12 protein-coding genes and 2 riboswitches are annotated in these 12,567 nt (G+C 64.8%); of the genes, 4 read left to right on the forward strand and 8 right to left on the reverse strand.

Going from position 1 to position 12,567, the window contains the following annotated elements:
* Window positions 1-31: 31 nt before the first annotated feature.
* A riboswitch (glycine riboswitch) is annotated at window positions 32-138 on the reverse strand.
* Window positions 139-238: riboswitch (glycine riboswitch) on the reverse strand.
* Window positions 239-328: 90 nt separating this feature from the next.
* The 4 genes from AC20117_RS03330 to AC20117_RS03345 form a co-directional block, all read right to left on the reverse strand.
* Window positions 329-850, reverse strand: coding sequence for a mycothiol transferase (locus tag AC20117_RS03330; RefSeq protein ID WP_074700998.1), 522 nt, complete (start codon window positions 848-850; stop codon window positions 329-331).
* Between the two features lie 50 nt (window positions 851-900).
* The gene (locus AC20117_RS03335; RefSeq protein WP_211482309.1) at window positions 901-2,166 is read right to left on the reverse strand and encodes an MFS transporter; all 1,266 of its coding nucleotides are present in this window, start codon (window positions 2,164-2,166) and stop codon (window positions 901-903) included.
* Between the two features lie 97 nt (window positions 2,167-2,263).
* Window positions 2,264-2,605 carry a protealysin inhibitor emfourin gene (locus AC20117_RS03340; protein WP_074700997.1) on the reverse strand — a complete coding sequence of 114 codons (342 nt, stop codon included), beginning with the start codon at window positions 2,603-2,605 and terminating at the stop codon, window positions 2,264-2,266.
* Window positions 2,602-3,666, reverse strand: a complete 1,065-nt coding sequence (locus tag AC20117_RS03345; protein WP_074700996.1) for a M4 family metallopeptidase — start codon at window positions 3,664-3,666, stop codon at window positions 2,602-2,604. The genes AC20117_RS03340 and AC20117_RS03345 overlap by 4 nt, the downstream gene beginning before the upstream one ends.
* A 139-nt stretch (window positions 3,667-3,805) precedes the next feature.
* Here AC20117_RS03345 and AC20117_RS03350 point away from each other — a divergent pair, with 139 nt between their 5' ends.
* Both AC20117_RS03350 and AC20117_RS03355 read left to right on the forward strand, forming a co-directional pair.
* Entirely contained in the window at window positions 3,806-4,627 is an 822-nt protein-coding gene (locus AC20117_RS03350; RefSeq protein ID WP_074700995.1) for a transporter substrate-binding domain-containing protein, read from the forward strand.
* A 26-nt stretch (window positions 4,628-4,653) separates the two neighbouring features.
* Window positions 4,654-6,642, forward strand: a complete 1,989-nt coding sequence (locus tag AC20117_RS03355) for an MFS transporter (protein ID WP_074700994.1) — start codon at window positions 4,654-4,656, stop codon at window positions 6,640-6,642.
* 28 nt (window positions 6,643-6,670) lie between these two features.
* Here the strand turns inward: AC20117_RS03355 and AC20117_RS03360 are convergent, their stop codons facing one another.
* Window positions 6,671-7,315, reverse strand: coding sequence for a GntR family transcriptional regulator (locus AC20117_RS03360; RefSeq protein WP_074700993.1), 645 nt, complete (start codon window positions 7,313-7,315; stop codon window positions 6,671-6,673).
* Between the two features lie 207 nt (window positions 7,316-7,522).
* On the opposite strand from AC20117_RS03360, the gene AC20117_RS03365 reads away from it, so the two are divergent.
* On the forward strand, window positions 7,523-7,774 hold the full coding sequence (locus tag AC20117_RS03365; protein ID WP_139186789.1) for a hypothetical protein: 252 nt from the start codon (window positions 7,523-7,525) through the stop codon (window positions 7,772-7,774).
* On the opposite strand, the gene AC20117_RS03370 is transcribed toward AC20117_RS03365, so the two are convergent.
* The gene (locus AC20117_RS03370) at window positions 7,771-8,832 is read right to left on the reverse strand and encodes a LacI family DNA-binding transcriptional regulator (RefSeq protein WP_074700991.1); all 1,062 of its coding nucleotides are present in this window, start codon (window positions 8,830-8,832) and stop codon (window positions 7,771-7,773) included. The genes AC20117_RS03365 and AC20117_RS03370 overlap by 4 nt on opposite strands.
* A gap of 249 nt (window positions 8,833-9,081) precedes the next feature.
* Between AC20117_RS03370 and AC20117_RS03375 the strand changes: the two genes are divergently transcribed.
* Window positions 9,082-10,968, forward strand: coding sequence for a glycogen debranching N-terminal domain-containing protein (locus AC20117_RS03375; RefSeq protein ID WP_074700990.1), 1,887 nt, complete (start codon window positions 9,082-9,084; stop codon window positions 10,966-10,968).
* Window positions 10,969-11,070: 102 nt separating this feature from the next.
* On the opposite strand, the gene AC20117_RS03380 is transcribed toward AC20117_RS03375, so the two are convergent.
* Window positions 11,071-12,201 carry a baeRF2 domain-containing protein gene (locus AC20117_RS03380; protein WP_074700989.1) on the reverse strand — a complete coding sequence of 377 codons (1,131 nt, stop codon included), beginning with the start codon at window positions 12,199-12,201 and terminating at the stop codon, window positions 11,071-11,073.
* Window positions 12,201-12,440: a hypothetical protein gene (locus AC20117_RS03385; protein ID WP_074700988.1), complete on the reverse strand. Its 240-nt coding sequence runs from the start codon at window positions 12,438-12,440 to the stop codon at window positions 12,201-12,203. Before AC20117_RS03385 ends, AC20117_RS03380 begins: the two co-directional genes overlap by 1 nt.
* Between the last annotated feature and the right edge of the window lie 127 nt (window positions 12,441-12,567).

The following is a 12,567-nucleotide window of genomic DNA, read 5'->3' on the forward strand; positions in this document are numbered from 1 at the left end:
GCTGGCACGGTTGTACCAGGTGGATCGGGTTCCTCCCCGCTCTGTATTGGACCTGAGAGATTCCGCGGAAACTTTTCCAAGTTCCGCTTGCACCGTCGGTGAGCCGAGCCGTTAAGGTCGACTGCTTTCCAGAGTTGCCTGTCTGCGGCGGTACAGGGGCCTGAGAGATTCCTGGGGAGGTATTGCTCCTACGGCGCCCGCTGACATTCATCCAGCAGGACTCTCCCGCCGCAATTCGAAGGCATTATGCAGTTATGACACTTTTGAAGTGCGTTCTATCTTCTTGAATGGTAGCCGGTGAGGGCGAACACAAACAAGGCGGCCAGCATTAACCGCGTGCTTCGCGGAGCTGGACCATTCCTTTAACATAGGCGGCCTGCCCGGCGTGCTCCAAACAGTCGTCAATGACGCTGACAAGCCGGACGCCGAGGGTAACGTGCGGGTCCCAGCGCGTATCCACAATCCGGTCCAGCTCGTCTTCGGTCAGCGAACCGATGAACTCGAGGCTTTGGCGGTGCACCGCGTCGAAATACTCGGCCAGCAGGCTTCCGGATTCCACCGTGACGGCGCTGACCTGCTCCGACGTGTGGCCGTAGCCGGTTTCACGTGTGTCCAGCGGAAGGCCGAACAGTTCCGCCCAACCGCCTGAAGTCCAGCGCTGCTCCACACCGGCGACATCGGCAATGTGATCGTCCTGGATCCGGGTCAAATGCCAGATCAGCCAGGCGATCGAGTTGCCGGTCCCTCCGGGCCGTTCGGCCAGTTGGTCCGGGTCCAGTCCATCAAGCACCTCGTGGACCCGTTCCTGGATCCGGCCAAAAGCGTCTGCCAGCAGATCGTTGAACTTCATCTTCGCTCCTCGTAGATCCGGGATTGGCGGCAACGAACCCAGCCTATGCCTTACGCCCGCGGATGGTCCTCCAGATAGCGCGGTTTGCTGACAATGAAAGCACCGACGACGAGGACGACGAGCGATACGGCGAGCAGGCCGAACGATGTTGCCCACGTTCCGGTGATGTCTTTAAGCAGCCCGAAGGTCAGCGGCCCAAGGCAGGCAACGGAGTAGCCGATGCCTTGGGCAAAGCCGGAAAGCGCCCCCGAACCGGCGGTGGTCCTGGTCCGCAGGTTGACCAGCAGCAAGGCCATGGCAAATGTTCCCTGTCCCAGTCCTGCCAGCGTGATCCAGAGGATCGTGCCCGATGACGGTGACAGCAGCAGGCCCGCATATCCGCCGGCGTAGCAAAGCACGAACAGGGCTGCGAGCGGGAAGGGATTGCGCATTCTGGCGGCCAGGTAAGGAACCAGGAGGCTGGTCGGCAGGCCAAGGATGGCGTAATAGGACAGCAGGGTTCCACCCTCTGCCGCGTTCATCCCCGCGTCGAGCAGCAGCGGAGGCAGCCAGGTAAACATCGAGAAAGTGTTCGTGGACGTCCCGGCAAACACCATGGCCAGCCCCCAGGCCACCGGAGAGGACCAGACACGGACCTTCGCGTGGGGCACTGCGGCCAACGGGGGTTGAACGGCTTCTGCCCGCCGCGTTGCCCGCTCTCCCAGCAAAGTGGCCACCCACGGCCCGAGCGCCGCCAGGCTCACACCAGCCCAGATGCCGATCGACCAGCGCCAGCCGGACGTGTTTGCCAGCGGCACCGCCACCAACGGGCTGAAGGCGGTACTCACCGCCAGCAGGGTCACGTACAGGGAAGTCACCAGGCCGATACGGTCCGGGAAATACCGCTTGACCAGCGGCGGCATGACGATGTTGCCCAGCCCGTAACCCACCATGGTCACGGCGGAGAAGCCCAGGAACAGCGGCACGTCGGAGGCCAGCGCCCGTCCGATCTGGCCTGTCGCGGCCAGCACCAGCGAACCGAGCAGGACCGCGGGTATGCCGAGTTTTCTGATCAGTGCCGGGGTCGTAAAGCCTGCCAGGGCGAAGGCAGCGGTCGGCAGCATACCGAGAACGCCGATGGAGGCAGGGCCAAAGGGCAGCTCCTTGGAGATCTCCGCCAGCACGGGTGAAACACCCGAGACCGCGAGACGGAGGCTCAGTGCCATGATCAGGATGCCGGCGAGGACGATCAGGCGGCGCCGGCGAAGTCCGGGAACGGACGCGGTGTCCTTCGATACAGGCTGATTCGCAATCTGGGGTTGGTTTGTTCTAGGCACTCTGATTTCCGTCTGCAGGCAGGCTTGGCCGGCGGCTGGTGCCGGCTTCTTCACCATAGCTGTCTCGACGGCGGCCGCTGTCCCCACCTGAAGTCGGTTAACGCTCTCCGGAATCCTTGTCCCGGAAAAAGCCCTCCGTGCCCTGGGGACCGCGTTCGGCGCGACGGCCCTCTTGCTGCCGGGCGCTTTCCAGGGTGCGGTCCACCAGTTGCCGCCAGGGGCCGGTTACGTCTTGCTCGGGGAGGGAGGCCTCACGCTCGCCGGCGCTGATCCAGTACATGTAGCGGTCCGGCTGGTTCTGCGTCTGCGGGACATCGTCCCAAGGGCAGGATTCAATAATGGGCAGCCACTCGTCACGCAGTTCGGGCTGGCCCACTTCAACTGCCCAGCGCCTCGTCAGACCCGCGAATCCGCCGGTGCGCTTGACGCTGATCCTCATTCCAAGACGCCCACCTCAGTCCAGGCCGCCGTTACGGCCTTGAGTTCCTCTGAATCCTTACCGTAGCGGCTTTCCGCCGCACTTTCAGTAGCTGCCGCGAAACCTGCAAAGTCCGTATCCGCCACGACTTCCGTACCGGTGATTGTGTCGTACCAAATCAGGCCGGCGCGTTCCCAGGCGTTGCCGCCCAGGATCGAGGCCAGCCGGTAGAAGGCATGGTTGGGGATGCCGGAGTTCAGGTGCACTCCCCCGTTGTCGTCCGTGGTGTCGATGTAGTCCGCCATCGTGGCAGGCTGCGGATCCTTGCCGAGCACGTCGTCGTCGTACGCAGTGCCCGGTGCCTTCAGCGAGCGCAGGCCGTCGCCGCTGACCTGGTCGGTGAACAGGCCTTCGCCGATCAGCCAGCTCGCGTGGTCTGCACTGTGCCTCAGTTTGTACTGTTCCACCAAGGCGGCGAAGACGTCCGAAATCGACTCGTTCAACGCGCCGGGCTGGCCCTGGTAGACCAGGTTGGTGGTGTGTTGCGTGATGCCGTGGGTCAGTTCATGCCCGATGACGGACAGCGATTTGGTGAAGCGCTGGAAGACCCGCCCGTCGCCGTCGCCGAAAACCATCCGCGTGCCGTTCCAGAACGCGTTGTCATAGTCCTCGCCATAATGGACGGTGGCGCGAAGGATTCCGCCCCGGCCATCCAGCGCATTGCGTTGGTACGCGTCAGCGAAAAGCTCGAAGGTGGACCCCAACCCGTCGTAGGCTTCGTTGACCGCGACGTCTTCCACCGGGCCGTCGCCCTCGCTGCGCACGCGGATGCCGGGCAGCCGCTCCATGTTCTGGGCGTCATTGATCTGCCGGGTGGGATTCAGTCCTGTGGCCCGGATTCGCTGCGACGGCAGGAGGGTGGGCAGGGCCGGCATCTGCGCACGTTTGACGTTGCGGTTCCGGCGCATGGCAGCATCCCGGGCCAGGGCACGCTGGGCAGCTTCCGCCACAGGCAGCAGGGACCGGTCATCCAACCGGGCGAGCCGTCGGAGCAGGTACGGCGGAACAATAGAGCAGAACATGTGGACCTCCTTGCGTTGCCCCAAGCCTATGGTCCGGGTGTGACAACCTGTGGCAGCCACGGCATACGGGTATTCGTGCTCCATGACGGCCCGCTACGCTGGCAATACTCTGCCGAAATGATTAAGCGTGAGGGAACCGATGAAATCGAGCAAAATTGCCGTAACTTCTTTCCTGGCCCTGGTGGCCTTGACCGGTTGCACGACCGTAGGCACGTCCGGCGATGGCAGTTCCGCTTCGGCCTCGCAGTCCGACGAACCGTCACGTTTGGAGACTGTTGCAGACAGCGGCGTGCTCAAAGTGTGCACCACAGGAGACTATCGACCGTTCACGTATCTGGATCCAGGGACGGGGGAATACACCGGGATCGACATCGATATGGTTGAGGACTTGGCCCAGCGACTGGAAGTGGACGTTGAGTACGTCCCGACCACCTGGGCAACCTTGATGCCGGACTTTCTGGGCAAATGCGATATCGGCGTGGGCGGCATTTCCATCTCCTTGGAGCGGGCTGCCCAGGCGTTCTACACTGAGCCGACTCTGGACGAAGGCAAGACGCCGATCACGCTGTGCGAAAACGTTGAGAAGTACGACACTGTGGAGGAGATCAACCAGCCCGGTGTCCGTTCGATCACACCAATCGGCGGGACCAACGAGAAGTTCGCCGACGAACATTACCCCGATGGCGAGGTTATCCGTTACGAAGACAACAACACCATTTTTGATGAAATCATCGCTGGCCGCGCGGATGTCATGACGACGGACGCATCGGAAACAATGTGGGTGGCGAACGAACATCCGGAGCTCTGCGCCGTCCACCCTGACGAGCCATTCAACTTCTCGCAGAAGGCCTACTTACTTCCGCAGGACGACGTCGAATTTCGCGAATACGTGGACCAGTGGCTGAACATAGCCAAGAACGACGGCACCTATGACGCAGCCAAGGCCCCCTGGTTCGGCTAGAGCTACCCGCCGGATACGCTAAGGAAATGCCTGAGTCTGCCGCCACGCGCAAAAGAATGCCAACTTGGGCGATCATCGCCGTCCTGTGCCTGTCCGGAACAACAGTCTCGCTCCAACAGACAATGGTCATCCCGCTGCTGCCCGAGTTCGCGCAACTGCTCGACGTCTCCATCGACGATGTCTCCTGGCTGGTCACCGCCACGTTGCTGACCTCCGCCGTTGCGACACCGATCGTGGCCAGGCTGGCGGATATGTTCGGCAAGCGGCTGATGATGCTGGTCTGCATCATCCTGATGACAGCCGGTTCCGTGGTGGCCGCGCTCGGCGGCGACTTCGCCACTATAATTGTTGGCCGCGCCTTGCAGGGGTTCTCTTCGGCGTTGATCCCGGTAGGCATCAGCATCATGCGCGACGAACTCCCCCGGGAGAAGGTCGGCAGCGCGATTGCCCTGATGAGCGCCACGCTGGGCATCGGCGGCGCCCTCGGCCTGCCCTTGGGCGGAACCCTGTACCAGCAGGCCGGCTGGGAATCGGTGTTCTGGCTTTCCGCCGTCGTTGGTCTCGCGATTCTTGCCGCGGTCTACCTGGTGGTCTCGGAATCCGAGGTGCGGACCCGCGGCCGGTTCGATTTCCTCGGCGCCATCATGCTCTCCATCGCGCTGACCTCGCTCCTGCTGGCCATCTCCAAGGGTGGCAGCTGGGGCTGGGGCGACGAGCTGACCATAGCGCTGTTCATCCTGACGATCGTGGTCCTGGCAGTCTGGATTCCGTATTCGCTGAAGGTCAGCCAGCCCCTGGTCGACCTACGCACCTCGTCCCGGCGGCCGGTGCTGCTCACCAACATCGCCTCCGTCCTGGTAGGTTTTGCCCTGTTCGCCAACATGCTGCTGAGCACCCAGCAGCTGCAGCTGCCCGCTTCGGTGCCGCACGGGTTCGGGCTCGACCCCGTCACGGCCGGCTTGGCGATGGTTCCGTCCGGGCTGGCCATGGTTGCCTTCTCCCCCGTATCCGGCGCAATGATCAACCGCTTGGGCGGCAAGACCACGCTGATTGCCGGTTCGGCGATCATGGCCGTGGGGTACGTGGGCCGCGTGTTCGTCAGCGATTCGGTGACCGCGATCATTATTGGCTCCACCGTCGTCAGCGTCGGCTCCGCGGTGGCCTATGCCGCGATGCCGAGCCTGATCATGGCCAACGTGCCGATCACCGAGACGGCCTCCGCCAACGGCCTCAACGCGCTGCTGCGGGCCATCGGCACCTCGACTTCGAGCGCCGCCGTCGCAGCCGTCCTGGCGTCGGTAACGGTCAGCGTCAACGGCGGCGAGCTACCTGCCCTGGAGGCTTTCCAGGACGTGTTCTGGATTGCGGCCGTAGCCTCGCTCGTGGCCTGTGCCGTGGTGTGGTTCGTGCCCAGGTACGAGGCGGTGCCTGCGGCCGAAGGCGTTCCAGTCGAGACCGCTGCCCTCGCCGTTACCCAGGCCGGCAACAGCGCCGAAACCGTGGTGCACGGGCGCGTGCTGCACACCGACGACCAGCCCATTCCGCACGCCGTGGTCACGGTGATGAAGACCTCCGGCGAGCCTGTGGACTGGAGCAGGGCAGCGAACGACGGCGGGTTCTCCCTTGCGCTGCCAGGTCCTGGCGAGTATCTGGTCGTGGCCAATGCGGACGGCTGGGTCCCCACCTCCAAGGTGGTCAGGTTCACCGGTACCGAACGCGATGAGCAGATCCGGCTGACGCAGCGGCTGACCGTCACGGGCTGGGTGCTGCGGGGCGGGGCCGCGCTACCCGGCGCGCTCGTCGCGCTCAGCGCACACACGGGCGAGTACATCGCCTCCACCAAAACCAACGACGCCGGCCGCTACGAATTGCGGCTTCCCCCCACGGGCAGATATGTGGTCACCGTTGTCGAACCCGACACGCAGTACACGCAGTCCCGGAAGCTGGTGATGACGGCCGAGTCCTCCGTGGTGAATTTCGATCTTGTCGGCAAGGCCCGGGAAACCACGCTCTAGCCGGAGTTACAGCGCGCCAGCCGGCCGCCTACATGTGCCCGGCCCGCAGCTCCTCCGTCACAATCCAGAAGACCTGCCGCAGCCGCTGGACGGCCGCGTCCGGTTCCTGCCGGCGCAGCAGCGCAACTGCCTCCTTCCACCCGTCGATCCAGATGGAATAAAGGTCCTCCCGGGGGTAGAGGAAAAGGCGGCCCAGGGAACGGGCCAGCACATGCTCATTCACGGCGCGTAGCTCATCGTGGTCGGCCGCATCAAGGATGATTTCGATCAACTCCCGCAGCGCGGTGTGGGCGGCCAGCATGTCGCCTGCTTGGAGCGCGCCGTCCAGCCGCTCGGTGGCTGCCGCCATCGCCTCGACATCATCTTGGCCTAGCTGGGCGGCCGAACGTTCGAAGACCGCCACCAGGACAACACCGAGAACATCCAGCAACTGGACCGCATGGAGCTCGTCGAGCACGGCCACCCGGCGCCGTTTGTTCGGCAGACTTTCGATCAGGCCCTCGGTCATCAGCTCCGTCACCGCCTCCCGAACCGGTGTAATACTCACCCCCAGCCGCTCGGCCAGCTCGGCGTCCTTAATCGGCGCTCCCGGCGGAAGCTCACCGGCCAGGATTTCGTCTCGCAGTTGCCGGGAGATTGCCGCCCGTCGCGTCGCGGGAATGTCACTGCCCATGATGGCCTCCTCGTCATCGCCGGCTGCCAGGAAACGTCACATATGGGTAATATGGCGCATTTGTTGGCATCAATGCATTCTTCATCCTAACCTTATGAGACCTGCATCACAGCGTCGTGGGGCAGGGTCAAACTTCATTTCAGATGGGTGTTCGGCCCGGGGCGGGGTTGGATGGACTTCGCCCCTGATGATCCGGACGGGACCAGCATGAACAAAAAATACTCGGCGTCGGCCGAAGCCAGCAGCCGCCATCCCCAGGACTGGGGCCGTGCGATGGCTGCGGCCATGACGGATCTGGTGGAACAACGCCGCGAAGACGGCGGACGGGTGGACCACGAAGATCTGTACGGCGAAGACCTGCATTTGGTCATCGCCGCCGTCCGCGGCGGCGTCGAAATCACGCTTACCTGGCAGCCCGAAGGCGAACCGGAGGACGACGGCCACCGCCACAACGGCTAGCCGCCGGGCCGCGGCACAACTCTGCCGAGCGCATAGGGGGTCCGCACCACCAGGGCCGGCTTGAGCACCTGGTGCTGCTGCGGCCCCTCGCCTGCCGGCCGGCCGGCCAGCATATGGGAGAGCACGGCGATGATCCGCCGGGCCGCATCGGCAACAGGCGGGGCCACACTGCTCAGGCCCACGGCGGCCGCGACCGGAGTGTCATCAAAACCGACGACGGCGGGTTCCCGCTCCGCCGGCAACACCGCCCGCAGCTGGGCGAAGGCACCCAAAGCCAGCGAATCGCTGACACAGACCAGCGCGGTGACTCCCCTCGCCAGCAGACCCTCGACCGCCGCGGCGCCAGCCGCTACGTCGTCGTCGGTTGCCGTGCTCAGCTCGTCCAGGCTTCCGCCGATGCCGGCCGCTTCCATCGCCCGCTGCCAGCCGGACCGCCGGTCGTCCCCCAAGCCTTCGTCCGGCCGCCAGCCCAAGAAGCCGATCCGCCGGTGGCCCTGCTCCAGCAGGAACCCGGTGGCACTCTCGGTGCCGGCAGCGCCGTCGATATCAACCCACGGATGGGCCGACGCAAACGGATCCTCCGTTCGGCTCCACGGCCGGCCGAAGGCGGCGAAAGGAACGGCATGCTCCTGCAACCAAGCTGTCCGCGGATCCCCGGCATGAGTGCCGGTCAGCACAAAGCCATCCAGGTCCGCCACGTGCAGCAGCTCGTCGATGTGGCGGATTTCTTCCTCGTCATCACGCGCACTGTAGAGGGTCAGGCGGTAGCCCGCGTCTTGGGCGGCTTCCGTCAGTGCGTGGAGAAAGCGGTCCTGCACCGCGCCGTTGATGCCGTCGGTGGCGGGCGTCAGCCGCAGGCCCAGATCCATCGACCGGCGCGTGCGCAGCTGGCGGGCAGCCGCACTGGGACGGTATCCGCTCTCCCGGACGGCCTTCAGTACGCGCTCACGAGTGGCCGGCTTCACCCGCTGGGGTGCGTTGAGCGCGTTGGACACTGTCTGGCGGGAGACCCCGATGGACTCGGCAAGACTGACCAGAGTGGGCTTCTTCTGTGTCATCGGGTCCCTTTTCTGCGGACTTCCGCGCTGGCTAACGCCGGCGTCCGTGCTGGCCGCTACGTAACCACCGAAGACGGGGTGTTGCATCGGAGGGGGTATCTGCCAAGATGTAAACACCACAGTATGAACGTTCAAATGAGGTGTCAATGACCATCGGGGACTGACCGGCAGCTCCCTTTAAGGAGCCCTCCCGCCACCCGGCACCACCGGCACGAGGCCGGCAACTTCACGCTAACCCAAGGAGCAGCCATGGCTTTCCAGCAGCCCTATCTGCACGATCTCACCGGCGTATTCACCGCGCCTATCCAGGTCTGGAGCGACCAGCACGGCCAGATCCGCGGCGAGGGTGCCCAAGGTGCCTACTGCGGGGATGACAGGGTTCTGGCGCGGGCCGTCCTCACTGTCAACGGCCACGAACCGGAATGGGTCTCCACCCAGCTGAAGTCCACCGAGCATGTGGACTTCATCCATTTCATCCGTGTTCCCGCCAACGTCGCTGACCCCCTGGTCTCCATCATCCGGAGCCGCTCGGTTGATACCGGCCGGCTCGCCGAGACCCTGACGTTCAAGTCCGTACTGGCCGAACCGGTGACGCTGGACGTGAAGATGGAACTGGTCGCCGACGCCCTGCCGATGGACCAGATCAAAGCAGGCCTGGCCCTGGCCGCAGGTTCCGTGGCGCCGGAAGACCGCCGCTGGCGCTGGCGGGGCCAGGACACCAGCGCGGAGCTGACCGCGGAGGGGGCCGAGCTGGCCTTCATGGGCAGCCAAGTTGTGCTCAGCTGGCGTATCGCGCTCCAGCCGGGAGACGCCGTCGAGCTTGGCTGGTCGCTGGCCGTGTCCGACAAGGGCGCGCCGATGATTGCCGCCGGCGGACAGCCGCTGCGCACTCCCTCGGTGGCAGGAGACCCGCGCCTCATGCGGCTGATGACGCGGTCGATCAGCGACCTCAACAGCCTGCGGATCGCGGACCGGCAGCGTCCGGAACACGCGTTCCTGGCCGCGGGCGCGCCGTGGCACCTGACCATGTTCGGCCGGGACGCCCTGATGGCCGCCCGCATGCTGTTGCCGATCGATGCCGCCACCGCCGCGGGCACCCTGCGGGCTTTGGCCGGACGGCAGGGTACCGACGTGGTGCCGGAAACTGGCGAGGAACCCGGCAAGATCCTGCGCGAAGTCCGCCGCAGCACCTTCGTCATGGGTCCCGGCGGCACGGTTATCTCGGTGCCGCCGGTCCACTACGGCAACATCGATGCCACGCCGTTGTGGATCATCCTGCTCCATGACGCCTGGCACTCGGGGATGCCGGAGGCCGAGGTCAGGGCGTTGCTGCCGAACCTCGAGGACGCCCTCGGCTGGATGCAGCACTACGGCGATTCCGACGGCGATGGTTTCCTCGAGTACGGCGGCGCTTTCGACAGCAAACTGGTTGACCAGGGCTGGAAAGACACCGCTGGTTCGATCCGCTGGCATGACGGCACACCGGCGGCAGGCCCGGTTGCGCTGGCAGAGGTGCAGGGTTATGCGCATGAAGCCGCTACGGTCGGGGCCGAAATGCTGGACCACTTCGGCCGGCCGGGCTCGGGCGAATGGCGGGCCTTTGCCGCCGATCTCGCGGACCGCTTCCGGGAGAAGTTCTGGTGCACCGACGATGCCGGCCCCTATCCCGCGATCGCCCTGGACGCGGACAAGAAACCGGTGGATTCCATCGCTTCCAACATGGGGCACCTGCTCGGCACCGGCCTGCTGAACGCGCAGGAAAAGGACGCCGTCGTGACGCGGTTGATGGATCCCTCGATGTTCTCCGGCTACGGCATCCGGACCCTCTCCACCACCAATGGCGGCTACTGGCCCACCCGGTACCACGCCGGCTCCGTATGGAGCCACGACAGCGCCTGGATTCTGCTGGGCATGCTCAAAGACGGCTTCGAAGACGAGGCGGCAAAACTCGCCGGCGGCATGCTGGACGCGGCCGAGGGTTTTGAGTGGCGGCTGCCGGAACTGTTTTCCGGTGATCCTGCCGACCGGAGGTGGCCGCCGGTGCCGTACCCGGCGGCGTGCCGTCCGCAGGCCTGGGCAGCTGCATCAGCAGTGCCGATCGCGCAGGCACTTCGCGGCTTCAACGTCCTCGGCTAGCTGGCTGACGGCGCAGGCGACGTTTCGCCGATCTGCCCGCGCAGTCCACGCTGATGTGCCGGCGGACTTTGCCGCCGGCACCTCAGTTTATGGATAGGTTATTCAGGATGCGCTGGGACCGGTAGGCCAGCGCAGCAGCGCGGCCACCTTGGTTCCTTCCGACAGTACGCCCGAGGGCACGAGGGAAACCTTCGCGTCCGTCAGGGCCGCGGCCCGCACCATGGCTGCCGGCGCCGAAATAGTTCCGAGCACCCGGCCGTCCAGCGCATTGGCCTTCTCCGTGGCGATCCAGGGTTCCTTGTCCAGCGCCAACGCTTCATGGTCTCCGAGTGCGGCCTCCTCGAGGATCAGCCGTTCCACCTGCGCCTGTTGCAGTGCCGTCACCACATTGCCGTAGCCGGTGGTGGACTCCGGGTTGTCCTGGCCCTGCTGCATTTCCAGCCGGCTCAGGATCTCCTGCTGCTGTTGCGCCCAGACCTCTGCCACCAGGCGCGAGACTTCCTCCTGGAAGACCTTCTGGTCTGCGCCGCCGGTGCGGGTATGCGATTCCACCGTTGCTTCGATGGACCGGCTCGCTTCGGAGAGCTGGTTGACCACAAGTTCGCGAGCCCGGATGTCGCCGGCGACCACAAGCAGCCGGGGCCGGCAGGTACTGACAACGCGGTCAATGGCACCGGCGATCTCGTCGGCGTTCTTGCGCCAGATCTCTTCCGTCCGGTGCTGACGCCTGCCTTGCTCCCACCCGCCGGTGGGAACCTTCTTCAGGTTTTCCTTCGAGCCTTCAACGGCATGTTCCTCGGCCACCCCGTTGCGGCGGGCATACTGCAGCCTGATCTCGCCGCCATCGCGTCCCACTTCGGCCACTACATAGGGAAAATCATCCCCGCGCTGCTTCATCAGCGGGACCAAATCCGGCACGCTGTCCACGGAGATCTTCTCCGGTCCGGCCAGCGGCCCGGGCAGGATTTCATTGACTTCAATATTGCCGTCGCGGACCAGCACAAAGCGGCTGACCGGGGAGGGCACGCCCGTTGCCGGGGATATCGCCTCCTCGACGGCCTTCAGGTCCTGCTTGGAAATGCCTTGGCCCGAGAGCACTTCGCGGACCCGGTCCGGCAGGACGTCCCCGGCCCGCAGAGTATCGACGGTGCCGGTACTGGCGTCGACGTAAACGGTGGTCCACGGTCCGCTCTTCTTGAACAGTTCCGCGTACGTATTGAGCTGCTCGGCCATTAGCGGTCTCCACCATCCTCTTCTGCCCTGTCAGCTTTGCCCTGCTGGGCATTCCTGATGGCTGAATCGTTCCGTATCGCATCGAGCACTTCGGGACTGTCCGTCTCGTCCGGGAAGGGTTCTGTCTCGCGGAATTCTTCTGCGTGTCCTGGTTTGCTGCCCTGGATCAGACCTTGGTCTTCATGTTTCATCTGGTCATCCAGCTCGGAACCGTGCTTATTACTGCCCCGCTCTACCATGGTGATCTCCTTCCCACGCGGCGTACCGCGCGCTGTATCGATCGGTAATCCTCACCGTAGCACCGGCTCCAACCCCGTGGAAGGGCCCTTCCCACAACCGCAGGACCGTAAATAGAATCTGCAGAAA

Origin of the sequence: Arthrobacter crystallopoietes (assembly GCF_002849715.1) — a bacterium.
In the GTDB taxonomy this organism is placed as follows: Bacteria; Actinomycetota; Actinomycetes; order Actinomycetales; family Micrococcaceae; genus Crystallibacter; species Crystallibacter crystallopoietes.